We start from the raw sequence: 24,890 nt of genomic DNA on the forward strand, positions 1-24,890 counted from the left end.
CAAAAGAAGATTCAAGTTAGGGAATATACCACAGCCAGGACATGCACCATGGCCAGGAACAATTCGTTTTGGCATTGCTGTCAAATCACGCGTGTTCAGTTGAATGTTCTTGGTCCATTCTGCTTTTATAGGTTTCATATACCTTTTAGGAACATAATTTTCATCTCCCGGGTATGCTCCGATATAATCAAAATCTGGTATTTCTTTTTTGCCTTCAAGTACAAGGTTCATATCTTCAAAGAGAGTCAGAGCATCTTCCAGGAAAAAGTCCTTGCCACCAAGCCCATAGATTCTGCTGATTACTTTTGGACCTTTTTCAAGTTCTTGAAGTGTTGCTTTGATTTCAATTGTCATATTGCCACCTTTTGCACCGTAGCTTTCTTGCCTATCTAACACTGCAAGAAGCTTTACATTTTTCAAAAGCTCCTGGATTTCTCTTTTTGGCCATGGTCGCAATACGTTTGTTGTTGCAACGCCAACTTTTATACCTTTCTGTCTTAAAATGTCAACAGCTTCACATACAGTATCATAAGTGGAATTCAAGGCAAATATAGCTATCTGTGCATCTTCCATTCTATATCCTTCAACCAGCTCATATTTTCTACCGCTAATCTTATAAAATTCCTCGAATACTTGTGGAATTATCTCATACGCTTTATCCATTGCCTTGCTGAGTTGATATTTGTTGTTTATAAGGTCGGGTTCGTTCATATAAGGTCCAATTGTAACAGGGTTCTCAGGATCTATTGCAACTACTCGCTTTGGCGGGAGCTTACCAACAAACTCCTGAACATCTTCTTTATTCTTAAAATAGCTCACAACTCTCTTTTGATGGCTTGTAAAAAATCCATCATATGCAACAATTACAGGAAGATTTACATCAGGATGTTCACCTATCTTTACTGCCATTATATTCATGTCATAGACTCTTTGCGGGTCTTTGGCAAGAAGTATTATCCAGCCGGTATTTAGTGTGAACATCAAATCGCTATGGTCACCTTTTATGTCAAGAGGTCCAGAAATTGAACGTGTAACAAGATTTAATACCATTGGAAATCTTGTTCCAGATTGAACGGGAAGCTGCTCTAAAGCATACATAAGTCCATTTGCACTTGTTGCATTAAAAACTCTGCCACCGCCCAAAGAAGCACCGTAACATATGCCTGCTGCACCATGTTCACCATCTGCCGCAATCAGTAAAATATCATGAAGTCCATCTGCTCGCATCTGGTCAAGTTCTTCAGCAATCTGGGTAGAAGGTGTTATGGGATAGTATCCCATAATATGATAATTTATTTGTGATGCAGCCAAAGCCGCCATTTCATTCCCACTTTCAAAGATTGTCTCTTGTGGTTTTATCATCTCTTCTCACCATCCTCATACCATTTTACGTATATATCAAAATCATGTTTTGCAGAGATTTTTCCTATATCATATTCCCTTTCAATACCTTCAACAAGTGCACCTGTAGGACAAATGTCAACACATCTAAGACACCCTTTACAATACTGATAATCAGGCCCTAAATTAAACATTTTTAACTTGCCATTTTCTGCCTTTCTATCCCAAACAAAGACATAATCAGGACACGTAGTTTCACAAAGCCCACAGTTGATGCATTTTTCTTTTATAAACACAGGAATTTTCCCAATTCTGCTGGTTATATTGTTTTTTGTTATTGTGTTTCCATACTCTACAATAGTTCCTCCAATCGGAGCGTTTTTATATCCCATAGGTCTTCTTTCTTCTTGGTACTCTACGTATTGGTATTTACCATCATATTCAAAAAACTTAGATTCTACATAGTTATATCCAGCTTCAAGACCTGCCATGTTGGACGCAATTGTCTGCGGATATTTTTTCTCAAAAGTTTGTTTAACAATCTCTTTTACACTATCTAAGCTAATAAACCCAAGCATTCTTACAATTGCCCCAAGCATAACCATGTTAATCCTTGTTTTAACTTCAAGAGCAATCCTTATCGCATCCACTGTTGCCACCTTGCCACTTGCAAGTTTTAAAAAGTCACGAGCCTCATCCACGCTCTTGCTTGTGTTCAGGATAACTATTCCATCTTTTCTAAGTCCTTGTGTGACAGGGTTTGTATTTACCATATTCTCGTGAAATATAGCAACCAAATGAGGCTGAACAACAGGCGAATTAATTCTTATTCTTTTTTCCTTAGGAGCAAATCTTATATACGACTTTACAGGTGAACCCTTCTTTTCAGAGCCATAACTTGCAAAATTTAAGGCATTCAGTCCACTTCCAACAACACCTGCCTCAGCCAAAATTTTGCCCGCAACATTTGCACCAAGTCCGCCAATACTTTCAAGTCGGATTTCGTAATATCCAAGCTCGTTGGTAATAGGTAACATTGTTCATCTCCTCGTTCAAAAATTTTGTTTATTAATTTTTACCCCCTTGAAGATATAAATTAACATAGTTTAATATGTCGTCTTTATTATTTTTCTCAGGATTTTCTAAGATATATTCATATACACTGTTTAAAACCTTTCCTATCATTTCTCCCCTTAAACCTAAAACCAATAAATCTTCTCCACTGAGTTGAACATCTTTTTTGTGGATGAGCTTATTTTCTCTTTTCAAATCATTGAATATTTGTAAAATTCTATGGTCTGATTTTAAAATAGAAATGGTTGTCAGAATTTCTTCAGCTTCTTTTTCCTCCTCGAAAAAAATCTTTTTGACAAGTTTATCGTGAGAGCATTCTATTGTTAAATAATTGCTAAGTTTTACAGCAGCATTAATTTTCTTTTTTTCAAACTTTAAATCTCTCATCAGTTTTTCCACTAATATCCCATCTTTCAAGCAGGCAAAAAAGGCAGGAACTTTGAATTTTGTAGGAATAAAATCAAAGTCTACTTGGCTCAAATACAGGTATATTTGCGAATACTCAGGAATTATAATACTTCCCACACTGCTTTCATAAAGAAGTTCAAGCCCGTAAGAAGAATTTTTGCTCTCCAGAGTCTTTGATAGTTCTATATTTATTCTTTCCTTGGAGATTTTTTTTAAAAGATGTTTTAGGCTTTTTAGTGCCTCAAAAGTTTTATTTTCTATGACAAAACTTAGCTGCGTTGCAAACCTTATACACCTCAAGATTCTCAGTGCATCTTCAAAAAACCTCTCGTGTGGATTGCCAACACATCTAACAATTTTATTCCTCAAGTCCTCAATTCCACCGAAATAATCTATAAGTCCTTCATCCGGATGATATGCCATAGCATTTATTGTAAAATCCCTTCTTCTGAGGTCTTCAAAAAGACTGTTTGTAAACTCTACTTTTGGCCATCTGTGGTTTTCATATTCTTTTTCGACCCTAAAAGTTGTCACTTCTATCTTGACTCCATTTATAATCACTGTTACCGTTCCATGTTTTATACCTGTTGGAATGGTCTTTTCAAAAAGATGAATTACATCTTCAGGTTTTGCATCTGTTGCAATGTCAAAATCCTTAGGTTCTTTTGACAGCAGATAGTCTCTCAGACATCCACCAACCAAATATGCTTTAAATCCATGCTGATTTAATGTCCTAATTACCTTCATCGGTTCGTTTTTGAGCTGAATCATAAAAATCACCCTTTTTAACAATTGCTAATGTCAATAAAATATCATACAATTTGATTGTGTGCAAAAAACTCTTTTTAAAGGAGATGACTTGCTATGTTTGACTACCACATTCACTCTAACTTTTCATCAGACTCAAATATGAGTATGGAAGACGCTGTAAAAAAGGCTATAGAACTCAACCTTGAAGAGATAGCTTTTACAGACCATATGGACCTTTTATACCCGCCAGTTTCATATCCTGTTTGGGATATTAACTATGAAGATTACATGAATGAGTTTTTTGCTATCAAAAAAAAATACAGCAGCAAGATAAAAATAAAACTTGGCAGTGAAGTTGGGCTGCAACCACATTCTATAGAAAAAAGCTTAGAGATTCTAAACAGCTATTCCTTTGACTTTGTAATTGCCTCAACCCATGTTGTAGACTTTCAAGATTTGGCAGATGGTGTTTTCTATCAGGGAAAAACAAAACAGCAGGCTTATATAAGATACTTTGAAGAAACATTTAACCTAATTAAAAGCTTTGACAAATTTTGTGTATATGGCCATCTTGACATTATCAAACGATATGGAGATTATGAGAACAAAGATTTAGATAAAGAAGAATATTGGGATTTAATAGATGAGATATTAAAATTGCTTATTCTTAAAGGAAAAGGAATTGAAGTTAATACCTCTGGTTTTAGATATGGCCTCGGAATGCCACATCCAGAATATAAAATCATAAAACGATTTTATGAATTGGGTGGAGAAATAATTACGCTTGGATCAGATGCCCACTCTACAGAATACATTGCATACATGTTCAATTATACTGTTGACATGCTAAAGAGCATTGGTTTTAAATATTTAACAAAATTTGAAAATCTTGAGCCAATATTTGTAAAAATATAAGCCCTCATCAGAGGGCTTTTTCTATTATTCCGCCGCCAACAACAATATCGCCGCTATAGAACACCACAGACTGCCCTGGTGTTATGGCACGCTGTTTTTCATAAAACTTAACCAAGACTTTATTATTCTGCACAGGTATAACTTTTGCCTTTGCCTCTTTTGCAGTATATCGTATCTTTGCTGTCACTTCTAACTCAGATTCCAATTTATCAAATAGTATAAAGTTCAAATCAGAAGCAATTAAACCATCCGAAAATACTTTGTCTTCTTCTCCCAAAACAACTTTGTTCTCCTCAGGTTTTATATCAACTACATACATCCTTTTCCCAGTAGAAATGCCAAGTCCTTTTCTCTGACCGATGGTGTAATTGTAATACGCTTTGCTCTTGCCAAGTATATTTCCCTCAGTATCAACATACACCCCTTCATCATTTATTCCTGTCTCTTTTTCAATAAAACTTCCATAGTCATTGTCAGGGATAAAACAAATCTCCTGTGAGTCAGGTTTTCTTGCAACAGGAAGTTTAAATTTCTCTGCAAGCTTTCTAACCTCATCTTTGGAAAATCTACCAAGTGGGAAAATTGTTTTAGAAAGCATCTCCTGGGTCATGTTGTAAAGCACATAAGTTTGGTCTTTTTCTCTTGCTTTTGACCTTTTCAAGATATATCTATATAGACTTTTATCGTATTCTATTATGGCATAATGACCTGTTGCAATGTAATCCATGCCAAGCACCATTGCCTTTTTTAAAAAAAGCTCAAACTTGATTTTCCTATTACACATAATGCAAGGATTTGGCGTTCTGCCTTTTATATATTCGTCGACAAAGTAGTTTATGACCTCTTTTTTAAAATCATCTTTCATATTAAAGACATAATATGGTATGTCAAGAATATGAGCTACCCTTCGTGCATCGTCAACAGCAGTAAGAGAACAACAGCTCTTTTCGCGAATTAGCTCATCTTCAGTTTCGGTTTGCCAAATCTGCATTGTTGCTCCATATACTTCATACCCTTCTTCTTTCAGGATTGCAGCTGCAACAGAAGAATCTACACCTCCACTCATAGCAACCAGGACTTTTTTCTTCAAAAAATCTCACCCTTTTAAAATAAGTTTAGTTGGTATTTTTGCTTTTTTGCTTGCTAAGATAGTCTTCAATTGCGGCTTTAATTGCCTCTTCGGCTAAAACCGAACAGTGGAGCTTGTTTGCCGGAAGACCATCTAAAGCTTCTGCAACAGCTTTGTTAGTAATCTGCAAAGCTTCTTCTATTGTCTTTCCTTTCACCATCTCTGTTGCCATTGAACTTGTTGCAACAGCAGCACCGCAGCCAAATGTTTTAAACTTTGCATCAACTATTATACCATTTTCTATTTTAAGATACATCTTCATTATATCCCCACACTTCGGATTGCCAACCTGAGCAACACCGTCTGCATTCTCAATCTCACCAACATTTCGCGGGTTCATAAAATGGTCTAAAACCTTTTCGCTATACATCTTCAATTACCCCCTTTTTTTACGCTTTCATAAAGTGGACTCATTTCTCTTAATCTTGAAACAATTTCAGGCAAAACTTCTAATAGATAATCTATATCTTCTTCGGTGTTATCTTCACCAAGTGTTATTCTCAAAGATCCATGAGCAACCTCATGTTCAAGTCCAATTGCCAGAAGCACATGTGAAGGGTCCAAAGACCCTGATGTACATGCTGACCCGCTTGATGCTGCAATTCCTTTCATGTCAAGCATCAAAAGCAGGCTTTCACCTTCAATAAACTCAAATGAGAAGTTTGCATTGTTAGGAAGTCTCTGATGTCTATCACCATTTAGTCGAACATAATCAATTTTGCTTAAAACCCCGTCAATGAGCTTATCTCTCAGTTTTTGAAGCTTTGCAGCATACTCAGAAAGATTCTGAGTTGCAAGCTCTATAGCCTTGCCAAGTCCAACAATCCCTGCTACATTCTCTGTTCCAGCACGCCTATTTTTCTCCTGTGCACCTCCATGCGAAAATGGATGAATCTTTGTCCCTTTTCTGATATAAAGTGCACCAACACCTTTTGGCCCATAGAATTTATGAGCAGAAAGTGATAAAAGGTCGACACCCAAATCTTTTACATCAACAGGAATTTGCCCAACTGCTTGAACAGCATCAGTATGAACGATTATTCCCTTTTCCTTTGCTATCTTTGCTATCTCTTTGACAGGCTGGATTGTCCCAATTTCGTTATTTGCAAGCATGACAGAAATCAAAATAGTGCCATTTTTTATTGCCTCTTTGACTTTTTGAGGGTCTACAATACCATTTGGCTCAACAGGAACATATGTTACTTCAAATCCTAAACCTTCAAGATATTTTAGAGGATGCAAAACCGCATGGTGCTCGATTGTTGTTGTTATAATATGCTTGCCTTTATCTTTATTTGCAAAAGCAACTCCTTTTAATGCCCAGTTATCTGATTCTGTTCCACCGGAAGTAAAGTAAATTTCTTGAATATCAGCATTTAAGGCCTTTGCGACCCTTTCTCTTGCAAGTTCAATGGCTTTTTTTGCTTCTCTTCCAAGCTTGTAAATTGTTGAAGGATTGCCGTACTGATCTGTCAAATACGGCATCATTTCATCTAATACTTCCTTTTTAAGAGGGGTTGTGGCTGCATGGTCAAAATAAATAATCTTTCCTTCCATATATATCATCTCCCATTATTTTTATCATTTTAGTAGGGTTTCTATAACTATTATACCCCATTTTTTAGATATAAAACATGTATGACTCATCTGCGGTCATCTTTTTATAATCATCAACCAAATCCTGGAGTGTCACAGAGTCCACAACCTTTTCTATTGCTTCTTTTACCTTTTCCCAAACTTTTCTTGTCACACAAAACTCTGCTCTTGGACAGTCAACTCTGTCTAAATCATCTATACATTCAGAAGGCGAAAGTGAACCTTCAAGAGCTCTTAATATCTCACCTATAGTAATTTTGGAAGGATCTCTTGAAAGCATATAGCCACCCTGAGCACCTCTTATACTCTTGACAAGTCCTGCTTTTTTCAAGGCAGCAATGAGCTGCTCTAAATAATGCTCTGAAATCTCCTGACGCTCTGCTATGCTCTTGAGTGACACAAGCCCTTCATCATAGTGAAGTGCTAAATCAAACATTGCTCTGACACCATATCTTCCCTTTGTAGATAACCTGAACATCTTATATCTCTCCAATTCCGACTTGTATACTCGGTTTTTTATTATGATAACACTTTTAAGGTACTCTTGTCAAGGGATATAAAAAAAAGCTGTCTCTCTATTTTCGTATGAGAAACAGCATGTTTTATGCTTCTTTAATTAACAATCTCATTTCACTAATAAACTTTACTTTTTTACACTCAGGTAAACCCTTTTCGTTCCATTCATATTCTGCCCATGCTACATCATAATTTAACTATTTATAAGTTTCTTTATTTTCTTTCTCAACAAATTATCCATGTCTCATCACACCATTGTTTATATTTTTCATTTTATAAGTATAATAAAATCGTCTGCCCTCTTTTGTCCTCGAAATTTTGAGAGCAGACGAATTGCTTTTTATTTAATTGGTAGCCCTAAGGGGATTCGAACCCCTGTCTCCGCCGTGAGAGGGCGGTGTCCTGGGCCTCTAGACGATAGGGCCACTTTTTTGGCTGCGGGACTAGGACTCGAACCTAGACAAGCTGATCCAGAGTCAGCTGTGCTACCATTACACCATCCCGCAGCATTTTTGCAACAATCAAAAAGCATTAATTATCATAGCACACACTTCTGTTTTTGTAAATAGCAAATTTTTGTTCGCAAGCAGAGATGCAAACTCAAAAGCAAAAAGGCCAAAGAGGAAAATACCTCTTTGACCTTACACAAGCTCTATATAAACCATCATAGCACCGTCGCCTTTACGTGGACCAACCTTAATTATTCTCGTATAACCACCATTTCTCCCTTGATATCTTGGAGCTATCTTTTGGAATAAGTCATATGCAACATCTTCTTCGTATAAATATCCTAACACTCTTCTATATGATGCAAGATCACCTTTTTTAGCAATAGTTATAAGCTTTTCTGCTATTCTTCTTAAATCCTTTGCCTTTGCTTCTGTTGTCATTATTCTGCCATGTTTGAACAAAGATGTTGCCAAGTTTCTCATAAGTGCCTGTCTGTGGTCTGTATCGCGTTTGAGTTTTCTTAGTTTGTTCATTTCTCTTCTTCCTCCTCCTTCGGCGTGCTATCACTCTTTTTGAGGCTAAGTCCCAAACTGTGAAGTTTTTGGATAACCTCTTCTAAGGATTTTTTGCCCAAGTTCCTTACCTTCATCATCTCTTCTTCAGTCTTGTTGACAAGGTCCTCAACTGTGTTTATCCCCGCTCTTTTAAGACAGTTGTATGACCTTACTGAAAGCTCAAGCTCTTCTATGGTCATATCTAAAAGTTTATTTCTCTTCGGCGGCTCTTGTTTTACAACTGTCTCAATCTTTGTAGGAATATTAGAAAGATCAGTAAACAGGTTAAAATGTTCTATTAAAATCTTTGCAGCAACAGTTAGCGCTTCATCTGGACGAATAGTTCCGTTTGTCCATATCTCCATAGTCAACTTATCATAGTCGGTTACCTGACCAACTCTTGTATTTTCAACCTTATAGTTGACTTTTACAACAGGCGTATAAATAGAATCAACAGGGATAACACCTATTGGTTGGTTTGGCTGTTTGTTTCTTTCAGCCAGCACATAACCTTTGCCTTGATTTACTGTTATCTCCATAAAAAGTCTTGCATCTTGGTTAAGTGTCGCAATATGATGGTCTGGATTGCAAATCTCTATATCAGCATCTGCTTTTATATCTTTTGCTTTTACTTCACACTCACCCTGAGCCTCAATGTACATTACCTTTGGCCCTGGGGATGACATCTTGATAGCCAAGCCTTTTAAATTGAGTATTATCTCTGGTACATCTTCTAAGACCCCTGGAATTGTTGAAAACTCATGTAATACCCCATCAATCTTAACTGCTGTGACTGCTGCACCAGGTAGCGACGACAAAAGTGTCCTTCTAAGTGCATTACCAACCGTTATACCATAACCTCTCTCCAGAGGCTCAATAACATATCGCCCGTATTTATTGTCTGGGCTCAGCTCTTCACACCTTATTGTTGGTTTTTGAAATTCTATCAACTTGATATACCCTCCTTAAAAATAATACACCATACACGCATCTTGTGAGGGCATTTATTACTTGGAATAAAGCTCTACTATCAGGTGCTCTCTAATTGGCATATCAATATCTTCTCTTGTTGGAAGAGCTATTACCTTTCCTACAAGGTTCTCAGCGTCCTTTTCAAGCCACTTTGGAGAAGGCTTTTTTGCATACTTTTCTTTTATCTCAACAAATCTTGTCTTAGATTTGCTTCTCTCGTCAACCTCTATTACATCTCCAACCTTTACAAGATAAGATGGAATATTCACAGTTCTCCCATTTACCTTAAAATGAGCATGTGATACTAAAAGTCTTGCCTCGCCACGTGAAGAAGCAAATCCAAGTCTGTAAACAACATTATCAAGTCTTCTTTCAAGTAAAGACAAAAGATTTTCACCTGCGATACCTTTCATCTTTTCAGCCATTTCAAAATATCTTCTGAACTGTGTCTCTAAAACACCATAAATTCTTTTTACTTTCTGTTTTTCTCTCAGCTGCATACCGTATTCAGAAAGTTTCTTTCTCTCCTGACCATGCTGACCTGGTGGGTATGGTCTTCTTGCAAACGCACACTTTTCGGTATAACATCTATCACCTTTTAAGAATAATTTCATTCCTTCTCTTCTGCACAGTCTGCAGTCGGGTCCAATGTATTTTGACAAGACAAAGCACCTCCTCTAAAATTTTATACTCTTCTTCTCTTTGGCGGTCTGCAACCGTTGTGCGGAATTGGAGTAACATCCTTTATAAGTGTTACTTCAAGCCCTGCTGCCTGAAGAGCTCGTATTGCAGCTTCTCTTCCTGCACCTGGTCCTTTTACATAAACTTCAACAGTTCTCATACCGTGGTCCATTGCCATCTTTGCTGCCTTTTCAGCCGCAAGCTGAGCAGCAAACGGTGTGCCCTTTTTAGTTCCTGAAAAGCCACATGTTCCTGCACTTGCCCATGCAATTGCATTGCCCGATGGATCAGTAATTGTAACAATTGTATTATTGAATGTTGAATGAATGTGTGCAATACCTTTTTCAACATTCTTTCTCTCTGAACGTCTGACAGTTCTTCTCGCTGGTCTTGCCATATCAACTTACTCCTCCTTCTTATGATTTCTTTCTCATGACACCAACAGTTTTTCTTGGACCTTTTCTTGTTCTTGCATTTGTTCTTGTCCTCTGACCACGAACAGGAAGACCTCTTAAGTGTCTCAAACCTCTGTAACATCTTATATCAATTAATCTCTTTATGTTTCTTGCAATTTCAGCCCTCAGTTCACCTTCAACCTTGAAATTTTTGTCTATATAGTCTCTGATTTTAGCTACCTCATCGTCAGTGAGGTCTTTTACTCTTTTGTTTGGATCAACACCAGTATCCCTTAAAATCTGTTTTGACCTTGAAAGACCAATCCCGAATATATATGTCAGAGCTATCTCCACTCTCTTTTCTCTTGGTAAATCTACACCTGCAATTCGTGCCATTCTAAAAATTCACCTCCAATAAATTAACCTTGTCTTTGTTTGTGCTTTGGATTTTCGCAGATTATTCTTATCTTACCTTTTCTTCTGATAACCTTGCACTTTTCACATATTGGTTTCACAGATGGTCTGACCTTCATTTCTATTCTATTCCTCCTTTTTCAAAGAGAATTTATTTTGACCTCCACACAATTCTACCTCGTGTCAAATCATACGGTGATAGTTGAACAACTACCCTATCACCCGGAAGTATTCTTATAAAGTTCATTCTAAGTTTTCCTGACACATGGGCCAGGACTTTGTGCCCATTGTCAAGCTGGACCTGAAACATTGCGTTTGGCAGTGCCTCAACCACAGTCCCTTCTAATTCAATTACATCCTCCTTGGACAAGGCTTATCAACCCCCTACTCTTTTCTATTTTCAAATTCCTCTATCACTTTTGCAACCTCTGCATCAGTAAGTTTTTTCTTGAGTATCTTTTCTTTTATCTCTTCTGAGACAAACTTTGTGGGTGCTATGTGTTTTATCTTTTTCTTCTTGGGCTTTTTGATCTTCCGCAGTTTCCCGTCAACAAGGTAAACATACCCGTCGTCGGTTATATCAAAAATTACAAAGAATCTATTTTTATCTCTTCCCATTTTGGACAGAACAATCTGCCCTATTTGAAGATCCATTTTTATTAACACCTCATAATGTAATTATCTCTGGCAAGCCCTCAGTTACGATTATGGTATTTTCATAATGAGCAGAGAGCTTACCATCGAGCGTCTTTACAGTCCAACCGTCCTTGTCAGTATACACCTTGTAACTTCCCTCATTTACCATAGGTTCAACCGCCAAGGTCATGTTCTTGATAAGCCTTATCCCAACTCCAGCCTTGCCAAAGTTAGGGACCTGAGGTGACTCATGAAATTTTCTACCTATTCCATGCCCCACCAAATCCCTCACAACACTGAAGCCACGGCTTTCAACATATCTTTGTATACTATTTGAAATATCTCCTACTCTCTTGCCAGCAACCGCGTTTTTAATACCTTCAAAAAAGCTTTCTTCTGTAACCTTTATCAAAAACCTTGCTGTGTTAGAAATTTTTCCAACAGCAAAGGTCCTTGCAGCATCAGCATGAAGTCCGTCAACACAAACTCCTACGTCTATACTGATAATATCTCCATCTTCCAGCCTTCTCATACCTGGAATTCCATGAACTACCTCGTCGTTGACTGAGGTACATATGGAGGCAGGATACCCATACAGTCCCTTAAATGATGGTATCCCGCCATTTTTAATTATATACTCTTCAGCAAATTCATCAAGTTCTTTTGTAGTAATACCTGGTTGTATTAATTTTTCTAATTCTTTTAAAACCATAGCAACAATTCTGCCAGCTGCTCTCATTGAGTCAAGCTCAGCTTCTGATTTTATTGTAATCATTTCCGGTCTTTGCTCCTTATTCTATGCCAAGCGCTTTTAAAACCTCTTTTGTTGTATCGGCTATTTCTTCCTGCCCGTAAGCCACAACAAGTAAGCCCTTTGCTTTATAATAATCAATCAGTGGCTGTGTCTGTGCATGATAAACTTCCAGTCTCTTTTTGACAGTTTCTTCTTTATCATCTTCTCTTTGATAAAGCTCTCCACCACATACATCACAAACACCTTCTTTTTGTGGTGGCCTGTAAATGACATGAAAGCTTGCACCACAGTTTTTACAAATTCTTCGCCCAGACATTCTCTCTAAAATCTTTTCGTCTGGAACTTCAATGTTCAAAACCTTGTCAATCTTCTGTCCAAGCTCCTCTAATACCTTATCAAGGGCCTCTGCCTGGGCAATAGTGCGTGGAAAACCATCAAGCAAAAATCCATTTTTGCAGTCTTCTTTTGAAAGTCTGTCCTTAACAATCTCAATCACTATCTCGTCTGGAACCAAAAGGCCTTTGTCCATATATTCTTTTGCTTTTTTCCCAAGCTCTGTTTCATTCTTTACATTTTCTCTTAAAATGTCACCTGTTGAGATATGAGGTATTGAGAATCTCTTGCTCAAATATTCTGCCTGAGTACCCTTTCCAGCACCCGGTGCACCTAAAAGTATAAGTCTCATGTTTACTATACCTCCACACTAACAATAATCTACTCTTTTTAGCTCAAGAAACCTTTGTAGTGACGCATTAGCATTTGAGCTTCCATCTGCCTTATTGTCTCAAGCGCAACACCCACAACAATCAGCAAGCTTGTTCCACCAAAATAGATGTTAAGCTGGTGTTTGAACATGATTCCAACCAAGGTTGGCAAAATGGCAATGAATGCTAAAAACAGCGCACCAGCAAACGTAACTTTTGAAAGCACTCTTGTTATAAAATCTACAGTTGGTTTGCCAGGTCTGATACCTGGGATGAACCCTCCGTTGTTTTTCAAATTGTTAGCAATCTCAACAGGATTGAATACAATTGCTGTGTAAAAATAAGTAAACCCTATTATGAACAGTGCATAGAAGAATGTATACCAGAACGAACCTGATGAAAAATATGCTTTTACAAATTTATAAAACCCTGAATTTGGGAAAAATTGAGCAATTGTTGTTGGAAGCATCACAAGCGAAATTGCAAAGATTATAGGAATAACACCAGCAATATTGACCTTTATAGGAATATGTGTACTCTGCCCACCGTAAACTCTTCGTCCAACTACTCTCTTTGCATATTGTACAGGTATTCTTCTTTCACCTTCCTGAATAACAATGATGAACACAATAATTGCAAGTGCCATTACTATAAACAGAATTACGCCAATAATACTTGTGAGCGAAAACTCATTTAGCTTTGCAACATAGTTCCAAAGAGATACTGCTCCGTTTGGAATTCTTGAAATAATACCTGCAAATATCAAAAGCGAAATACCATTTCCTATACCATTTTCTGTTATCTGTTCACCAATCCACATCAAAAATACAGTTCCAGCAGTAAGAGCAATAGTTATGGTGATAAAACCTAAAAATCCCTGACCTTGAGCTGTAATAACAGGAACACCGCCAGTAAGCCCACTTGCATTTTTAAGCCCAAAATAGATACCAACCGCCTGAATAAACGCCAAGATAGCAGTTCCATATCGTGTCCACTCAGCAAGTTTTTTTCTACCTTCTTCACCCTGTTTTGCAAGCTCTTCAAGTGCAGGTATAGCAATTGTCAAAAGCTGCATAATGATGGAAGAGTTAATGTATGGAGTTACGCTCATTGCAAATATACTCATATTTTTAAATGTTCCACCTGCAACAACATCAAAAAAGCCAAGCATTGTAAGGTCGTTTATAACCTTTGCCAAAGCATCCCTATCAATATAGGGGACTGGGATGAACGCCCCCAGTCTGAACACTAAAATCATAAAAAGTGTAAACAGAATCTTTCTTCGAAGGTCGGGCAGCCTCCACGCGTTCTTTATAGTTTCAAACACTTTAAATCACCTCTACCTTTCCTCCGGAAGCTTCTATCTTCTTCCTTGCACCTTCTGAAACTTTCTGCACTCTCACTATCAACCTCTTTGTCAGCTCTCCTCTTCCCAGAATCTTCACGCCGTCTTTCTCTATCTTGCTTATAACCCTTTCCTTCAGAAGAAGCTCAGGTGTGATTACAGTGTCATTGTCAAACCTCTCAAGCTTTTCTACATTAACTTCAGTATACACCTTTTTATTGATATTTTTAAAGCCCCTCTTAGGAATTCTTCTGGTAAGTGGCATCTGCCCGCCTTCAAAACCAGGTCGAACGCCACCGCCAGAACGTGCCCACTGGCCTTTGTGACCTCTTGTCGAGGTCTTGCCGTGACCAGAGCTCTCTCCACGGCCTACTCTTTTTCTGTTTTTCTTAGAACCTGGCGCGGGTTTTAGTTCATAAAGTTTCATAGCAAAAAGTTCCCTCCTTTTTACTTGAGTATCTCTTCTAATGTCTTTCCTCTAATTCTTGCAACCTCTTCCGGACGTCTGAGCTGTTTTAAAGCCTCAATTGTTGCATGAACAACGTTCGCAGGGTTGTTAGAACCAAGGCTCTTTGTTCTTATATCTTTTATTCCAGCAAGCTCACATACAGCTCTCACAGCACCACCTGCAATAACACCAGTACCCTCTGGAGCAGGCTTAATCAGAACCTTTGACGCTCCAAAATCACCTATTGCTTCGTGCGGAATTGTAGTTCCAACTATTGGCACCTCAATCAGATGCTTCTTTGCATCCTCAATAGCTTTTCTGATAGCATCTGGAATTTCCGCAGCTTTTCCATGTCCTGCACCAACATGACCATTTTCATCACCAACAACTACAATAGCAGAAAACTTCAATCTCTTTCCACCCTTTACAACCTTTGCAACTCTGTTGATGTTTACAACTCTTTCTTTTAAATCTAATCCCTTTGGATCAATTCTCTTTTGCGCCAAGCTATATCCCTCCTTTAAAATTAGAACTCAAGACCGCCTTGCCTTGCCGCTTCAGCAAGCGCTTTTACTCTTCCATGATATGGATAACCACCTCTATCAAACACAACCTTTGTAATTCCCTTTTCTTTTGCCCTTTCAGCTATTACTTTACCTACATACTCAGCTGCCTCGATAGATTTTGTTGAAGATAGTCTTGACTTGATTTCAGGCTCAAGCGATGATGCAGCAACAAGTGTGTGACCTTTTTCATCGTCAATTATCTGAGCATAAATATATTTCAAGCTCTTGTAAACACAAAGACGAGGCCTTTCACTTGTACCAAAAACCTTTTTTCTAATTCTTTTGTGTCTTATAAGCCTCTTTTCATTTCTATTCACCTTTTTATACAAGCCCAATCACTCCCCTCTATTTCTTACCGCCTTTGCCGGCTTTTCCTTCTTTGAGTCTCAAAACTTCATCAGCATATTTAATGCCTTTCCCAAGATATGGATCAGGTTCTCTTACTTTTCTTATATTTGCAGCAAAGTTGCCAACCTGTTGCTTGTCAATTCCTTTGACTACTATCCTGTTCTGGTCAGGAACTTCAATAGTAATGCCAGCAGGCTCTTCAATCTCAACAGGGTGTGAATATCCAACATTGAGTACAAGTTTCTTGCCCTGTTTTTGAGCTCTGTAACCTATTCCGACAACTTCTAATACTTTTTCATAACCTTTTGTTACTCCTTCTACCATGTTTGCAATAAGTGTGCGAGTAAGACCATGCAGAGCTTTGTGGAACCTCTCATCAGAAGGTCTTTGAACAATTATCTGATTGTTTTCTATCTTAACAATCATTTCAGGATGTATTTCTCTTGTAAGTGTTCCTTTTGGTCCTTTTACTGTGATGACATTTCCATCTATCTTGACATCAACACCGCTGGGTATATCAATAGGTTTTCTACCTATTCTTGACATCATTTCACCTCCAACAAAAATAAAGTGTTATTACCACACATAGCAGAGAACCTCTCCGCCAACTCCTTCTTTTCTTGCCTTTTTATCTGTCATTATTCCTTTTGATGTAGAAATGATTGCAATACCAAGTCCACCTAACACTCTTGGAAGCTCATCTTTGCCAGCATATACTCTTCTTCCAGGCTTTGATATTCTCTTCAGCCCTGTTATTGCTCTTTCTTTATTAGGACCATATTTTAACCTAATTCTTATAATACCATTTTTGCCATCATCAATTATCTCATAATCTTTTATAAACCCTTCTTCTAACAGAATTTGGGCAATTGCTTTTTTCATTTTGGATGCTGGAATGTCTACTATTTCATGGCGAGCATTGTTTGCATTTCTTATACGTGTAAGCATATCTGCAATCGGGTCTATTACGTACATCTTATTACCTCCTTCCGAATTAAAAAATTACCAGCTCGCTTTCTTAACACCCGGTATCTCTCCATTATGAGCAAGCTTTCTAAAGCACAGTCTGCAAACCCCAAACTTTCTTAAATACGCTCTTGGTCTTCCGCATATCTTACACCTATTGTAATACCTTGTGGAGAACTTTTGAGGTCTTTGCTGTTTTATAATAAGAGCTTTCCTTGCCATTAATATACCTCCTCTTTCATTTCTTAACTTGCAAATGGCATTCCTAAAAGTCTCAAAAGCTCTTTAGCTTCTTCGTCAGTCTTTGCTGAGGTTACAATAGTAACTTCAAGTCCTCTTATCTTATCTACCTTGTCATAATCAATCTCAGGAAAAACAAGCTGTTCTTTAAATCCTATTGAATAATTTCCTCGACCATCGAAAGATTTATCTGACACACCTCTAAAGTCCCTCACTCTTGGGAGAGCAAGATTTATCATCTTATCTAAAAATTCATACATTCTATCGCCTCTTAACGTTACCATGCAACCTATTGGCATTCCTTTTCTGAGCTTAAAGTTTGCTATAGACTTTTTAGCACGTGTGACCACTGGTTTTTGCCCAGTAATTGCCATCAAATCATTTACCGCAGCTTCCATTGCCTTAGGATTGTCTTTCCCTTCTCCAAGTCCAATATTTACAACAATCTTTGCAAGTCTTGGAACTTGCATAACATTTTTGTATCCGAACTTTTGCATCATAGCAGGAACAACTTCTTGAAAATACTTTTCTTTGAGTCTTGGTGCCATAAACAATTTACCTCCCTTCACTTTGCCAATTAGTCAATTATCTCACCGCATTTTTTACATGCTCTGACTTTTCTTTCCTCTTCACCTTCTTGGATAAACCTGTGACCAATCCTTGTTGGTTTGCCACACTTTGGACATACAAGCATTACCTTGCACGCCCAAATAGGCGCTTCTTGAGTTATTATACCACCCTGTGGCATTTTTGGATTTGGCCTTACATGCTTTTTAACTATGTTAACACCTTCAACTACAACTTTTTTATCTTTTGGCAATACTGTAAGTACCTTTCCTTGTTTGCCTTTATATTTGCCTGAGATAACTACAACAGTATCCCCTTTTTTTACATGAACCTTGTTTGGCATAACCTTCCCTCCTCAAAATAGCTTATAGAACTTCCGGTGCAAGAGATACTATCTTCATAAAATCCTTGTCACGAAGCTCTCTCGCAACAGGTCCAAAAATACGTGTTCCTCTTGGAGTTCCATCTTCTCTTATTAACACTGCAGCATTATCATCAAATCTTATATATGTCCCATCCTCTCTTCTTACACCTTTGCGTGTCCTTACAATAACTGCTTTTACAACGTCACCTTTCTTTACAACGCCACCTGGTGTTGCATCTTTGACAGAACAAACTATTACATCTCCTATATTTGCAAACTTTCTATTAGAACCACCTAAAACTCTTATACACATTACTTCCTTCGCACCTGTGTTGTCAGCAACCTTCAGCCTTGACTGTGGTTGGATCATTTTTCATTTCCCCTCCTTTAAAAAGCTAAGCTGTATTTAATTATTTTGCCCTTTCCAAGATTTGAACAACTCTCCATCTTTTTTCTTTAGAAAGTGGTCTTGTCTCCATAATCAAAACCTTATCTCCAACTCTGCACTCATTGTTCTCATCATGAGCTTTGAACTTTGTTGTTCTCTTTATAGTCTTTTTATAAAGAGGATGTTGAACATGCCTTTCAACTGCAACTACTACTGTTTTATCCATTTTGTCACTTACAACAACACCAACTCTTGTTTTTCTCATTCCTCTTTTTTGCTCCACTTACATTCCCTCCCTACTTAATTCTGCCTTATTTTACATTTTTATTTGCTCTTTCTTGTTCAAGTTCTCTTTCTCTCATTATTGTTTTTATTCTTGCAATTGTTCTTTTTACCTCTCGAATTCTCATTGGGTTTTCAAGTTGATTTGTTGCAAGCTGGAACCTCAAATTGAAAAGTTCCCTCTTTAACTTCTTAAGTTCATTATGAAGTTCTTGTGTTGTCATCTCTCTAATCTTAGACGCCTTCATTTGCCTCACCACCCACTTTAGCTTCTTCTCTTGAAACAATCTTGCATTTGATAGGCAGTTTGTGTATTGCAAGCCTCAAAGCCTCTTTTGCAACCTCTTCATCAACACCGCCAACTTCAAACATCACTCTGCCAGGCTTTACAACTGCAACCCAATACTCAGGCGAACCTTTACCAGAACCCATACGAGTTTCTGCGGGTTTTCTTGTAACAGGCTTATCAGGGAATATCTTTATCCACACTTTTCCGCCTCTTTTGATGTGCCTTGCTATTGCAACTCTGGCTGCCTCAATCTGGTTGCTTGTAATCCAGCCCGGTTCAAGTGCCATAATACCAAAATCACCATACGCAACAAAGTTACCTCTTGTAGCTTTCCCTTTCATTCTACCTCTTTGCTGTTTTCTCCACTTAACACGCTTTGGCATAAGCATTACTTATCTCCTCCTTTTTCAGAAGCTGCTGCTTTCTGCGGAAGAATATCACCTTTGTATATCCATGTCTTTACACCAATTCTACCATATGTTGTATGAGCTTCTGCAAAACCGTAGTCGATATCTGCTCTGAGAGTTTGAAGAGGAATCCTTCCTTCCTTGTACCATTCAGTTCTTGCAATGTCAGCACCGCCAAGTCGTCCAGATACCATTGTTTTGATACCTTTTGCTCCGCTCCTTAAAGCCCTTGCCATTGCCTGTTTCATAGCTTTTCTGAATGAAACTCTCTTTTCAAGCTGAGCAGCAATGTTTTCAGCAACAAGTTGAGCGTCAAGTTCAGGAACTTTTATCTCTTTTATATCAAGTGATATTGTCTTTCCACCTGTTAATTTTTCAAGCTCTTTTCTGAGAGCTTCAACACCAGAACCTGCTCTTCCAATAACGATACCTGGTTTTGCCGTGTGGATGATAACTTTTACTCTCTTTGCTGCTCTTTCTATCTCAATTCTCGAAATACCTGCATTGTAAAGTTTTTCTTTTATGTGACGTCTGATTTTGTAATCTTCAAGGACGTACTTCTCAAAATCCTTATCATTTGCAAACCATCTTGAATCCCAGTCTCTTATAATTCCAAGCCTGAACCCCTTTGGATGAACCTTTTGACCCATTTATTTCCCTCCTTTTTAAAAGTTACTCTCTTTCTTTGAGAACAACTGTAATATGGCTTGTTCTTTTTCTTATCAAAAACGCTCTTCCCTGTGCTCTTGGTCTAATTCTTTTTAACATTGGCCCACCATTTGCATAAATTTCTGCTATATAGAGCTTATCAACGTTCATATTGTGATTATTCTCTGCATTTGCAATTGCGCTCTTTACAAGCTTTTCTACTATTCTTGCAGCCCTTTTAGGTAAAAATTTTAAGATGTTCAAAGCCTCATTTACAGGTTTGTTTCTGATAAGATCAATTACAACTCTAACCTTTCTTGGCGATATCATAGCATACCTCAATGTTGCCGTTGCCTTCTTTACTTCTGTATTTGTAGCCTTTTCCAATAGCTTCTCCTCCCTTCTAAATCACAATTAAACTGAGTTTTACATAAGCTTTTCAAGCTTTATTTCAAAGCTGTTGACCTCTCAGTATGATGACCATGACCTTTGAATGTTCTTGTCGGAGCAAACTCACCAAGTTTGTGTCCAACCATCTCTTCTGTGATATATACAGGAACATGCTTTCTGCCATCATATACAGCTATTGTATGACCAACCATCTGTGGTAATATTGTTGACCTTCTTGACCATGTTTTAATAACCTTTTTTTCGTTGTTTTGGTTCATCTTTTCAATTTTCTTTAAGAGTTTTGGGTCACAGTATGGACCTTTCTTCAAAGACCTTCCCACACTCAATCCCTCCTCAAGCAATCTTTATATATTTAGAATCAAGCACACATCTTATTTTCTTCTCTTGACAATAAACTTGTCTGAAGGTTTGTTTTTCTTTCTGGTCTTGTAACCAAGTGTTGGTTTACCCCATGGTGTTAGTGGTCCTGGATGACCAATCGGTGCTTTACCCTCACCACCACCATGCGGATGGTCAACTGGGTTCATTGCAGAACCTCTAACAGTTGGTCTGATACCCATCCATCTTTTGCGGCCTGCTTTTCCTATTCTGACATTTTCATGGTCCAAGTTACCAACTTGACCAATTGTAGCTCTGCATTCTTGGCTGACATACCTTAGCTCACCGGACGGAAGTTTTATCAGCGCATATTTCCCTTCTTTTGCCATGAGCTGAGCAACACTACCTGCTGAACGGCAAAGCTGTCCTCCTTTTCCCGGCATAAGCTCTATGTTGTGTATCATTGTACCAACAGGAATGTTTTTAAGCGGTAGTGCATTTCCCACCTTAATATCCGCATCTGGTCCAGACATAACAGTGTCGCCAACTTTTAAACCTTCAGGTGCTATGATATATCTTCTTTCACCATCAGCATAGCACAAAAGTGCCAGAAAAGCTGTTCTGTTTGGATCATATTCAATTGCCTCAACCTTCGCAGGGATTCCATCTTTATCTCTTTTGAAGTCTACAATTCTTATTTTCTTTTTATGACCGCCACCTCTGTGACGAACAGTTATTCTACCTTGGTTGTTTCTACCTGCCCATTTCTTTTCTGTAAACACCAATGATTTTTCAGGTTCGGTTTTGGTAATAATTTCTTTGTAGTTTAGAACCGATGCATTTCTTCGTCCTGGAGATGTAGGTTTATAGACTATTATACCCACCTTTGTTTCCCTCCTTAAACTCAGCATTTATATTAGTGTTAGATTAAGCTGTCGAAAAACTCTATTGTTTTGCTTCTATCTGTTAACTTTACAATCGCTTTTTTCCATGCCTTTGTTCTTCCTTCAAATCTTCCAACTCTTTTTCTCTTTGGTTTTACATTCATAGTCCATACTTTTTCAACCTCAACACCAAATAGCTGTTCAACAGCTTTCTTTATCTCAATCTTGTTTGCCCTTCTGTCAACCTCAAATGTGTATTTTTTCTGTGGAATCATGCTCATACTCTTTTCTGTAATTATAGGTCTTTTGATTATTTCTTCTGGCAACATGTTATGCGTACACCTCCTCAACTTTCTTCACAGCATCCTGGAGGATGACAAACTTGTCATATTTGAGTATGTCAAATACATTTAAGTTGCCAACCTGCAAAGTTTTTACCTCAGGAATATTCTTTGTTGATTTTTGCAAATACTCATTCTTCTCTGGAATGACAATTAGCGCTTTTTGGTTTTCAAGCCCTAAGTTCTTCAAAACTCTTAAAACCTCTTTTGTCTTGTACTGGTTCATATCCCATCTGTCAAGCACAATAAGATTGTTTTCTTTTACCTTTGACGACAGCGCACACTTGAGAGCAAGTCTTTTTACCTTCTTTGGCAAGTCTATTGAGAAATCTCTTGGCTTTTTAGCAAATACAACGCCACCTTTTCTCCATGTTGGAGCTCTGATAGATCCTTGTCTTGCCCTACCTGTTCCTTTTTGTCTCCAAGGTTTTCTTCCACCACCGCGAACCTCAGCTCTTGTCTTTGCAGCAAATGTTCCTTGACGCCTGTTCGCCAAGTGTGCAACAACAGCTTGGTGCAAAACATGAGTATTTATCGGCACATTGAAGATTGAGTCATTTAGCTCAATCTCTCCAATCTGCTGTCCTTCTATATTGTAAACCGGCACCTTTGCCATTCTGTTTCCTCCTTCCTAAAACTTAAAGCTTATTTGCTTTTGACAGAATCTCTGATGATTAAAAGCGAATTCTTATTTCCTGGAACACTTCCTTTAACAAGAAGCAAGTTTCTGTCTGGGTCAACCTTTACAACCTGCAAATTCAAAACGGTAACCCTTTCACCGCCCATTCTACCAGGCATTTTCTTACCAGGGAATGTTCTTGCTGGGAATGTATTCGAACCCATTGAACCAACTCTTCTGTGATACATGGAACCATGGCTCATTGGACCTCTTTGCTGACCATGTCTTTTGATAACGCCCTGGAACCCTTTTGCCTTTGAAATACCTGTAACATCTACTTTTTCGCCCGGCTGGAAAATATCAACTCTTATCTCCTGACCAACTTCATACTTGTCTGCGTCTTTAAGTCTCAGTTCTCTCAAAAATCTTTTTGGTTTTACTCCATGCTTTGCAAAATGACCTCTTAATGGTTTATTGAGCTTGCTTTCTTTTATATCCTCAAAACCAACTTGAATTGCAGAATAACCATCTTTTTCAACAGTTTTTTTCTGAACAACAACACATGGCCCTGCCTCAATCACAGTAACAGGTATTGCTCTTCCTGCTTCATCAAATATCTGGGTCATACCTATTTTCTTACCAAGTATCCCTTTTGTCATTTACATTTACACCTCCTTCAGCTTGATTTCGATGTCTACACCTGCTGGAAGTTCAACACGCATTAGTGCATCTACAGTTTTTTGCGTGGGCTTGATTATATCAATAAGTCTTTTGTGAGTTTTGATCTCAAACTGTTCACGTGAATCTTTGTACTTGTGCGGAGCTCTGATAATTGTAATTACCTCTCTGTCTGTCGGCAGCGGAACTGGACCCGATACCTCTGCCCCTGTGTTTTTAGCTGTCTCAACTATCTTTTTTGCTGACTGTTCTAACAGCTTGTAATCAAATGATTTCAGCTTAATTCGCATTCTCTGTGCTTTTGACATACATTCCCCTCCTCTAAAATAATGTGATTCTAAGATCTTTCAAGCTATTTGCGACAGGGGAACTTTGCAACTTAGCCGTGTGTGTCAACAACCATTATATAAAAATACCCGGAGTTTTTCCTTTTCGGGCATGAAAACACCGGGCATGAAATATTCTTTCACACCTTCCCCGTGTCGCCCGTCTCAAAGGACAAGACATACTCAGCAAAAATTCCCTGCAAAGTGGTTTTGCACCTTGCAGCAACCTTTTGCCTCATCGCAACATATGAACATTATTTTTCACCCACACAACGACTTTATAATTTTATAATAAAAAAAGGCGGTTTGCAAGAGAAATTTTAATAAGTTGCCCCGCCTTCTTGATAGATTTTTTTTATTAGCTCAACATCAACTTCATCCGCCCTAACAAAATGGTTTGGTTCAGCACCACAGTATGGACACGGGGAATTTAAATCTACAATCTCATAGCCGCAAATACCGCACACATATTTTTCTTGCATATTAAATTTCCCTCCTCAGTATATTGTACTTCTCTTGTTATTTATTTAATACCCACAAATCAAAACTTTCTATCAAGATAATCTTTTAACAATTTTATGTGTTTCTCCTCATCCAAAATTATCCTTTCAAGCAGCTTTTTGATGTACCTGTCATCTATCATTTCAATGTGTCTCTTGTAATTCTTGATAGCCTCTTTCTCGGATTGGATATCAATCTTTATCATATCTTTTAAATCTTTATCGTAGTTTACAAAGTATCCGTTCCAGTACTGGCCATAGGTTGTGTAAGAGCCTCTGTACTTTGGCAGTGCACCGAGCAGATAAATTGTGGTGCCAAGAAGGTCCAAGTGTTTCATTTCAACCTGGGCAATACCAATTATGAGGTCTGCAAAATCTCTGTGTTTTACGTCGCTTATAAAATGCTGATATGAATATAGAGCGATTGCGGTAAACTCACTTGCGTATCCTGCATAGTCATCAAGCAGAATCTCTGCATAGTGTCTGTTGGGCTCTTCTACCTTAGGTTCTGGATAAGGCGCATCATATGCAAATTTTGTTAAGTCCATTTTAACTTTCTTCCCTCCTTTATAACCCCAGTTTGTGCTTTTAATACATTATATTGTTCAAAGAGATTTTTGCTACCCAAATTACTTTTCAGTTGTGCAAAGTCTTATATAAAAAATG

At 37.9% G+C, this 24,890-nt stretch carries 41 protein-coding genes and 2 tRNA genes (1 of these 43 only partly in view); 1 reads left to right on the top strand and 42 read right to left on the bottom strand.

The genetic code is table 11. From position 1 onward, the window contains the following. The 3 genes in view from ATHE_RS08580 to ATHE_RS08590 are tightly spaced (at most 31 nt apart) and all read right to left on the bottom strand, a layout consistent with a single transcriptional unit that may run on beyond the window. Nucleotides 1-1,362: the 5' portion of a thiamine pyrophosphate-dependent enzyme gene (locus ATHE_RS08580; RefSeq protein WP_015908131.1), read on the bottom strand. Its footprint begins 846 nt before the window's first position; 1,362 of the gene's 2,208 nt are visible here — the first part of the coding sequence; the start codon lies at nucleotides 1,360-1,362; the stop codon falls past the left edge of the window. Further along, nucleotides 1,359-2,378: a 2-oxoacid:acceptor oxidoreductase family protein gene (locus tag ATHE_RS08585; protein ID WP_015908132.1), complete on the bottom strand. Its 1,020-nt coding sequence runs from the start codon at nucleotides 2,376-2,378 to the stop codon at nucleotides 1,359-1,361. The genes ATHE_RS08580 and ATHE_RS08585 overlap by 4 nt, the downstream gene beginning before the upstream one ends. 31 nt (nucleotides 2,379-2,409) lie before the next feature. After that, on the bottom strand, nucleotides 2,410-3,594 hold the full coding sequence (locus ATHE_RS08590; RefSeq protein ID WP_015908133.1) for a CCA tRNA nucleotidyltransferase: 1,185 nt from the start codon (nucleotides 3,592-3,594) through the stop codon (nucleotides 2,410-2,412). A 93-nt stretch (nucleotides 3,595-3,687) separates the two neighbouring features. On the opposite strand from ATHE_RS08590, the gene ATHE_RS08595 reads away from it, so the two are divergent. Next, nucleotides 3,688-4,488 (top strand): histidinol-phosphatase HisJ family protein, encoded by an 801-nt coding sequence (locus ATHE_RS08595; protein ID WP_015908134.1) that lies wholly within the window; start codon nucleotides 3,688-3,690, stop codon nucleotides 4,486-4,488. Nucleotides 4,489-4,495: 7 nt separating this feature from the next. Here ATHE_RS08595 and mnmA read toward each other — a convergent pair whose 3' ends face one another. The 39 genes from mnmA to ATHE_RS08785 all read right to left on the bottom strand — a co-directional run bounded on the left by mnmA (nucleotide 4,496) and on the right by ATHE_RS08785 (nucleotide 24,772). Beyond that, the gene (mnmA, locus tag ATHE_RS08600) at nucleotides 4,496-5,578 is read right to left on the bottom strand and encodes a tRNA 2-thiouridine(34) synthase MnmA (protein ID WP_015908135.1); all 1,083 of its coding nucleotides are present in this window, start codon (nucleotides 5,576-5,578) and stop codon (nucleotides 4,496-4,498) included. Between the two features lie 25 nt (nucleotides 5,579-5,603). Beyond that, a complete protein-coding gene (gene nifU, locus ATHE_RS08605; protein ID WP_013402945.1) occupies nucleotides 5,604-5,987 on the bottom strand; it encodes a Fe-S cluster assembly scaffold protein NifU in 384 nt (127 codons plus the stop codon). A gap of 2 nt (nucleotides 5,988-5,989) precedes the next feature. After that, a complete protein-coding gene (gene nifS, locus ATHE_RS08610) occupies nucleotides 5,990-7,174 on the bottom strand; it encodes a cysteine desulfurase NifS (RefSeq protein ID WP_015908136.1) in 1,185 nt (394 codons plus the stop codon). A 64-nt stretch (nucleotides 7,175-7,238) separates the two neighbouring features. Continuing rightward, complete coding sequence (locus tag ATHE_RS08615) at nucleotides 7,239-7,691, bottom strand: RrF2 family transcriptional regulator (protein WP_013429990.1); 453 nt, start codon at nucleotides 7,689-7,691, stop codon at nucleotides 7,239-7,241. 387 nt (nucleotides 7,692-8,078) lie between these two features. Then, a tRNA-Glu gene (locus ATHE_RS08620) sits at nucleotides 8,079-8,154 on the bottom strand. 7 nt (nucleotides 8,155-8,161) lie between these two features. Beyond that, nucleotides 8,162-8,235 (bottom strand) — tRNA-Gln (locus ATHE_RS08625). A gap of 135 nt (nucleotides 8,236-8,370) precedes the next feature. Beyond that, on the bottom strand, nucleotides 8,371-8,712 hold the full coding sequence (gene rplQ, locus ATHE_RS08630; protein WP_013402941.1) for a 50S ribosomal protein L17: 342 nt from the start codon (nucleotides 8,710-8,712) through the stop codon (nucleotides 8,371-8,373). Beyond that, complete coding sequence (locus tag ATHE_RS08635) at nucleotides 8,709-9,683, bottom strand: DNA-directed RNA polymerase subunit alpha (protein WP_015908137.1); 975 nt, start codon at nucleotides 9,681-9,683, stop codon at nucleotides 8,709-8,711. Before ATHE_RS08635 ends, rplQ begins: the two co-directional genes overlap by 4 nt. Nucleotides 9,684-9,740: 57 nt before the next feature. Continuing rightward, nucleotides 9,741-10,367 (bottom strand): 30S ribosomal protein S4, encoded by a 627-nt coding sequence (gene rpsD, locus ATHE_RS08640; protein WP_015908138.1) that lies wholly within the window; start codon nucleotides 10,365-10,367, stop codon nucleotides 9,741-9,743. A 23-nt stretch (nucleotides 10,368-10,390) separates the two neighbouring features. Further along, the gene (gene rpsK, locus ATHE_RS08645) at nucleotides 10,391-10,783 is read right to left on the bottom strand and encodes a 30S ribosomal protein S11 (protein ID WP_011917765.1); all 393 of its coding nucleotides are present in this window, start codon (nucleotides 10,781-10,783) and stop codon (nucleotides 10,391-10,393) included. A 19-nt stretch (nucleotides 10,784-10,802) separates the two neighbouring features. After that, complete coding sequence (rpsM, locus tag ATHE_RS08650; RefSeq protein WP_013290174.1) at nucleotides 10,803-11,177, bottom strand: 30S ribosomal protein S13; 375 nt, start codon at nucleotides 11,175-11,177, stop codon at nucleotides 10,803-10,805. Between the two features lie 23 nt (nucleotides 11,178-11,200). Continuing rightward, entirely contained in the window at nucleotides 11,201-11,314 is a 114-nt protein-coding gene (rpmJ, locus tag ATHE_RS08655) for a 50S ribosomal protein L36 (RefSeq protein WP_011917767.1), read from the bottom strand. Between the two features lie 32 nt (nucleotides 11,315-11,346). Further along, nucleotides 11,347-11,565, bottom strand: a complete 219-nt coding sequence (gene infA / locus ATHE_RS08660; protein ID WP_013290172.1) for a translation initiation factor IF-1 — start codon at nucleotides 11,563-11,565, stop codon at nucleotides 11,347-11,349. A 14-nt stretch (nucleotides 11,566-11,579) separates the two neighbouring features. Continuing rightward, complete coding sequence (locus ATHE_RS08665) at nucleotides 11,580-11,849, bottom strand: KOW domain-containing RNA-binding protein (protein WP_013412367.1); 270 nt, start codon at nucleotides 11,847-11,849, stop codon at nucleotides 11,580-11,582. 13 nt (nucleotides 11,850-11,862) lie between these two features. Next, nucleotides 11,863-12,606, bottom strand: a complete 744-nt coding sequence (map, locus tag ATHE_RS08670) for a type I methionyl aminopeptidase (RefSeq protein WP_015908139.1) — start codon at nucleotides 12,604-12,606, stop codon at nucleotides 11,863-11,865. 16 nt (nucleotides 12,607-12,622) lie between these two features. After that, nucleotides 12,623-13,270: an adenylate kinase gene (locus ATHE_RS08675; protein WP_013429981.1), complete on the bottom strand. Its 648-nt coding sequence runs from the start codon at nucleotides 13,268-13,270 to the stop codon at nucleotides 12,623-12,625. Nucleotides 13,271-13,308: 38 nt separating this feature from the next. Further along, nucleotides 13,309-14,616 carry a preprotein translocase subunit SecY gene (gene secY / locus ATHE_RS08680; RefSeq protein WP_013429980.1) on the bottom strand — a complete coding sequence of 436 codons (1,308 nt, stop codon included), beginning with the start codon at nucleotides 14,614-14,616 and terminating at the stop codon, nucleotides 13,309-13,311. A gap of 1 nt (nucleotide 14,617) precedes the next feature. Then, a complete protein-coding gene (gene rplO / locus ATHE_RS08685) occupies nucleotides 14,618-15,061 on the bottom strand; it encodes a 50S ribosomal protein L15 (protein WP_015908140.1) in 444 nt (147 codons plus the stop codon). Nucleotides 15,062-15,081: 20 nt separating this feature from the next. Then, a complete protein-coding gene (rpsE, locus tag ATHE_RS08690) occupies nucleotides 15,082-15,588 on the bottom strand; it encodes a 30S ribosomal protein S5 (protein ID WP_013402934.1) in 507 nt (168 codons plus the stop codon). 20 nt (nucleotides 15,589-15,608) lie between these two features. Further along, the gene (gene rplR, locus ATHE_RS08695; RefSeq protein ID WP_041727162.1) at nucleotides 15,609-15,977 is read right to left on the bottom strand and encodes a 50S ribosomal protein L18; all 369 of its coding nucleotides are present in this window, start codon (nucleotides 15,975-15,977) and stop codon (nucleotides 15,609-15,611) included. 16 nt (nucleotides 15,978-15,993) lie between these two features. Then, a complete protein-coding gene (gene rplF, locus ATHE_RS08700) occupies nucleotides 15,994-16,542 on the bottom strand; it encodes a 50S ribosomal protein L6 (RefSeq protein ID WP_015908141.1) in 549 nt (182 codons plus the stop codon). Nucleotides 16,543-16,572: 30 nt separating this feature from the next. Further along, nucleotides 16,573-16,971, bottom strand: coding sequence for a 30S ribosomal protein S8 (rpsH, locus tag ATHE_RS08705; RefSeq protein ID WP_013429976.1), 399 nt, complete (start codon nucleotides 16,969-16,971; stop codon nucleotides 16,573-16,575). Nucleotides 16,972-16,998: 27 nt separating this feature from the next. Then, nucleotides 16,999-17,184, bottom strand: a complete 186-nt coding sequence (locus tag ATHE_RS08710; RefSeq protein ID WP_011917778.1) for a type Z 30S ribosomal protein S14 — start codon at nucleotides 17,182-17,184, stop codon at nucleotides 16,999-17,001. 23 nt (nucleotides 17,185-17,207) lie between these two features. Continuing rightward, nucleotides 17,208-17,750 (bottom strand): 50S ribosomal protein L5, encoded by a 543-nt coding sequence (rplE, locus tag ATHE_RS08715; protein ID WP_015908142.1) that lies wholly within the window; start codon nucleotides 17,748-17,750, stop codon nucleotides 17,208-17,210. 29 nt (nucleotides 17,751-17,779) lie between these two features. Further along, a complete protein-coding gene (gene rplX / locus ATHE_RS08720; protein ID WP_015908143.1) occupies nucleotides 17,780-18,112 on the bottom strand; it encodes a 50S ribosomal protein L24 in 333 nt (110 codons plus the stop codon). 22 nt (nucleotides 18,113-18,134) lie between these two features. Beyond that, entirely contained in the window at nucleotides 18,135-18,503 is a 369-nt protein-coding gene (gene rplN, locus ATHE_RS08725) for a 50S ribosomal protein L14 (protein WP_013290160.1), read from the bottom strand. A 40-nt stretch (nucleotides 18,504-18,543) separates the two neighbouring features. After that, a complete protein-coding gene (gene rpsQ, locus ATHE_RS08730; protein ID WP_013429974.1) occupies nucleotides 18,544-18,804 on the bottom strand; it encodes a 30S ribosomal protein S17 in 261 nt (86 codons plus the stop codon). A gap of 28 nt (nucleotides 18,805-18,832) precedes the next feature. Further along, the gene (rpmC, locus tag ATHE_RS08735) at nucleotides 18,833-19,051 is read right to left on the bottom strand and encodes a 50S ribosomal protein L29 (protein ID WP_013429973.1); all 219 of its coding nucleotides are present in this window, start codon (nucleotides 19,049-19,051) and stop codon (nucleotides 18,833-18,835) included. Further along, nucleotides 19,038-19,481, bottom strand: a complete 444-nt coding sequence (gene rplP / locus ATHE_RS08740) for a 50S ribosomal protein L16 (RefSeq protein ID WP_013402927.1) — start codon at nucleotides 19,479-19,481, stop codon at nucleotides 19,038-19,040. Before rplP ends, rpmC begins: the two co-directional genes overlap by 14 nt. After that, nucleotides 19,481-20,149, bottom strand: coding sequence for a 30S ribosomal protein S3 (gene rpsC, locus ATHE_RS08745; RefSeq protein WP_015908144.1), 669 nt, complete (start codon nucleotides 20,147-20,149; stop codon nucleotides 19,481-19,483). The genes rplP and rpsC overlap by 1 nt, the downstream gene beginning before the upstream one ends. Nucleotides 20,150-20,171: 22 nt before the next feature. Then, the gene (rplV, locus tag ATHE_RS08750) at nucleotides 20,172-20,534 is read right to left on the bottom strand and encodes a 50S ribosomal protein L22 (protein WP_013290155.1); all 363 of its coding nucleotides are present in this window, start codon (nucleotides 20,532-20,534) and stop codon (nucleotides 20,172-20,174) included. Nucleotides 20,535-20,593: 59 nt separating this feature from the next. Further along, the gene (gene rpsS / locus ATHE_RS08755) at nucleotides 20,594-20,878 is read right to left on the bottom strand and encodes a 30S ribosomal protein S19 (RefSeq protein WP_013290154.1); all 285 of its coding nucleotides are present in this window, start codon (nucleotides 20,876-20,878) and stop codon (nucleotides 20,594-20,596) included. A 51-nt stretch (nucleotides 20,879-20,929) separates the two neighbouring features. Beyond that, nucleotides 20,930-21,760 carry a 50S ribosomal protein L2 gene (gene rplB / locus ATHE_RS08760; RefSeq protein ID WP_013402925.1) on the bottom strand — a complete coding sequence of 277 codons (831 nt, stop codon included), beginning with the start codon at nucleotides 21,758-21,760 and terminating at the stop codon, nucleotides 20,930-20,932. Between the two features lie 38 nt (nucleotides 21,761-21,798). Continuing rightward, nucleotides 21,799-22,089, bottom strand: coding sequence for a 50S ribosomal protein L23 (rplW, locus tag ATHE_RS08765; RefSeq protein WP_013402924.1), 291 nt, complete (start codon nucleotides 22,087-22,089; stop codon nucleotides 21,799-21,801). Nucleotide 22,090: 1 nt separating this feature from the next. After that, complete coding sequence (rplD, locus tag ATHE_RS08770) at nucleotides 22,091-22,717, bottom strand: 50S ribosomal protein L4 (protein ID WP_015908145.1); 627 nt, start codon at nucleotides 22,715-22,717, stop codon at nucleotides 22,091-22,093. Nucleotides 22,718-22,746: 29 nt separating this feature from the next. Next, entirely contained in the window at nucleotides 22,747-23,379 is a 633-nt protein-coding gene (rplC, locus tag ATHE_RS08775) for a 50S ribosomal protein L3 (protein WP_015908146.1), read from the bottom strand. A 6-nt stretch (nucleotides 23,380-23,385) separates the two neighbouring features. Further along, nucleotides 23,386-23,706 (bottom strand): 30S ribosomal protein S10, encoded by a 321-nt coding sequence (gene rpsJ / locus ATHE_RS08780; RefSeq protein ID WP_013290149.1) that lies wholly within the window; start codon nucleotides 23,704-23,706, stop codon nucleotides 23,386-23,388. Nucleotides 23,707-24,044: 338 nt separating this feature from the next. Further along, on the bottom strand, nucleotides 24,045-24,206 hold the full coding sequence (locus tag ATHE_RS14790; protein ID WP_013402921.1) for a hypothetical protein: 162 nt from the start codon (nucleotides 24,204-24,206) through the stop codon (nucleotides 24,045-24,047). A 59-nt stretch (nucleotides 24,207-24,265) separates the two neighbouring features. Further along, entirely contained in the window at nucleotides 24,266-24,772 is a 507-nt protein-coding gene (locus tag ATHE_RS08785; protein WP_013429968.1) for a ferritin-like domain-containing protein, read from the bottom strand. Between the last annotated feature and the right edge of the window lie 118 nt (nucleotides 24,773-24,890).

Source organism: Caldicellulosiruptor bescii DSM 6725 (assembly GCF_000022325.1).
Lineage (GTDB): Bacteria > Bacillota > Thermoanaerobacteria > Caldicellulosiruptorales > Caldicellulosiruptoraceae > Caldicellulosiruptor > Caldicellulosiruptor bescii.

Coding starts and splice junctions, on each gene's coding strand:
- ATHE_RS08585 (WP_015908132.1), bottom strand. CDS start 2,378: ATGTTACCTATTACCAACGAGCTTGGATATTACGAAATCCGACTTGAA.
- ATHE_RS08590 (WP_015908133.1), bottom strand. CDS start 3,594: ATGATTCAGCTCAAAAACGAACCGATGAAGGTAATTAGGACATTAAAT.
- ATHE_RS08595 (WP_015908134.1), top strand. CDS start 3,688: ATGTTTGACTACCACATTCACTCTAACTTTTCATCAGACTCAAATATG.
- nifU (WP_013402945.1), bottom strand. CDS start 5,987: ATGTATAGCGAAAAGGTTTTAGACCATTTTATGAACCCGCGAAATGTT.
- nifS (WP_015908136.1), bottom strand. CDS start 7,174: ATGGAAGGAAAGATTATTTATTTTGACCATGCAGCCACAACCCCTCTT.
- ATHE_RS08615 (WP_013429990.1), bottom strand. CDS start 7,691: ATGTTCAGGTTATCTACAAAGGGAAGATATGGTGTCAGAGCAATGTTT.
- rplQ (WP_013402941.1), bottom strand. CDS start 8,712: ATGAACAAACTAAGAAAACTCAAACGCGATACAGACCACAGACAGGCA.
- rpsK (WP_011917765.1), bottom strand. CDS start 10,783: ATGGCAAGACCAGCGAGAAGAACTGTCAGACGTTCAGAGAGAAAGAAT.
- rpsM (WP_013290174.1), bottom strand. CDS start 11,177: ATGGCACGAATTGCAGGTGTAGATTTACCAAGAGAAAAGAGAGTGGAG.
- rpmJ (WP_011917767.1), bottom strand. CDS start 11,314: ATGAAGGTCAGACCATCTGTGAAACCAATATGTGAAAAGTGCAAGGTT.
- ATHE_RS08665 (WP_013412367.1), bottom strand. CDS start 11,849: ATGGATCTTCAAATAGGGCAGATTGTTCTGTCCAAAATGGGAAGAGAT.
- map (WP_015908139.1), bottom strand. CDS start 12,606: ATGATTACAATAAAATCAGAAGCTGAGCTTGACTCAATGAGAGCAGCT.
- ATHE_RS08675 (WP_013429981.1), bottom strand. CDS start 13,270: ATGAGACTTATACTTTTAGGTGCACCGGGTGCTGGAAAGGGTACTCAG.
- rplO (WP_015908140.1), bottom strand. CDS start 15,061: ATGAAACTTTATGAACTAAAACCCGCGCCAGGTTCTAAGAAAAACAGA.
- rplF (WP_015908141.1), bottom strand. CDS start 16,542: ATGTCAAGAATAGGTAGAAAACCTATTGATATACCCAGCGGTGTTGAT.
- rpsH (WP_013429976.1), bottom strand. CDS start 16,971: ATGTACGTAATAGACCCGATTGCAGATATGCTTACACGTATAAGAAAT.
- ATHE_RS08710 (WP_011917778.1), bottom strand. CDS start 17,184: ATGGCAAGGAAAGCTCTTATTATAAAACAGCAAAGACCTCAAAAGTTC.
- rplE (WP_015908142.1), bottom strand. CDS start 17,750: ATGGCACCAAGACTCAAAGAAAAGTATTTTCAAGAAGTTGTTCCTGCT.
- rplX (WP_015908143.1), bottom strand. CDS start 18,112: ATGCCAAACAAGGTTCATGTAAAAAAAGGGGATACTGTTGTAGTTATC.
- rplN (WP_013290160.1), bottom strand. CDS start 18,503: ATGATCCAACCACAGTCAAGGCTGAAGGTTGCTGACAACACAGGTGCG.
- rpmC (WP_013429973.1), bottom strand. CDS start 19,051: ATGAAGGCGTCTAAGATTAGAGAGATGACAACACAAGAACTTCATAAT.
- rplP (WP_013402927.1), bottom strand. CDS start 19,481: ATGCTTATGCCAAAGCGTGTTAAGTGGAGAAAACAGCAAAGAGGTAGA.
- rpsC (WP_015908144.1), bottom strand. CDS start 20,149: ATGGGTCAAAAGGTTCATCCAAAGGGGTTCAGGCTTGGAATTATAAGA.
- rplW (WP_013402924.1), bottom strand. CDS start 22,089: ATGTTGCCAGAAGAAATAATCAAAAGACCTATAATTACAGAAAAGAGT.
- rplD (WP_015908145.1), bottom strand. CDS start 22,717: ATGGCAAAGGTGCCGGTTTACAATATAGAAGGACAGCAGATTGGAGAG.
- rplC (WP_015908146.1), bottom strand. CDS start 23,379: ATGACAAAAGGGATACTTGGTAAGAAAATAGGTATGACCCAGATATTT.
- rpsJ (WP_013290149.1), bottom strand. CDS start 23,706: ATGTCAAAAGCACAGAGAATGCGAATTAAGCTGAAATCATTTGATTAC.
- ATHE_RS14790 (WP_013402921.1), bottom strand. CDS start 24,206: ATGCAAGAAAAATATGTGTGCGGTATTTGCGGCTATGAGATTGTAGAT.
- ATHE_RS08785 (WP_013429968.1), bottom strand. CDS start 24,772: ATGGACTTAACAAAATTTGCATATGATGCGCCTTATCCAGAACCTAAG.